The organism is Paraburkholderia ginsengiterrae (assembly GCF_001645125.1).
In the GTDB taxonomy this organism is placed as follows: domain Bacteria; phylum Pseudomonadota; class Gammaproteobacteria; order Burkholderiales; family Burkholderiaceae; genus Paraburkholderia; species Paraburkholderia ginsengiterrae.
Genome location: NZ_LXKA01000074.1, coordinates 1 through 536, shown reverse-complemented (window position 1 = coordinate 536; position 536 = coordinate 1). Strand labels below are relative to the sequence as shown.

At 62.9% G+C, this 536-nt stretch carries 1 protein-coding gene; it reads right to left on the bottom strand.

The genetic code is table 11. The features are described from left to right. Positions 1-244 precede the first annotated feature (244 nt). The coding region (locus A6V37_RS41665) for a hypothetical protein (RefSeq protein WP_208607848.1) at positions 245-536 on the bottom strand (292 nt) is incomplete at its 5' end.

Genomic DNA, 536 nt, shown 5'->3' with positions numbered 1-536 from the left:
ACTCCCGTCTCCGCCGAAGATCAAGAAGAAGCTGCTCTATCTTTTTCACTAAGCTCGTTTGCGACTCCAGTTCCAGCCCCAGTCGCGCAGTCGCGCGGGACTCGCGCTCTCGCATGCTGGTCCGCGTGATCTGTCCCACCCGAGCCATCTGCCGATCCACGAGACGTCGGGCGCTTGTCGCTCCATCCTTTCCAGCTCGTCCCTGACGGACGCCGCGCATGTACCCATCCGCGAGTACCAGTACTCAACGCGTGACTATTTGCGCCCGCCCATCGCCGAGGTCAACTCCGTCACCCACATCTTCGACGAATTGATCTAACATCGGGACTGCCGGCGCGACGCGCAGAACCAACTCCCCGTCACCCAGCGCAACCAGCCCTAGCTCCCCCTCGACGCACCTCCGAACGTGTTCCACCACACCCAGGTCAACCGCACGGTGAATCCCGCCACCCCGCTGCAGCATCCCCACACGCCTGACCCACCCGTCACACACAACCACCATCGCTCCTCTCCTCACCTCTCCGACAAGCCCATCC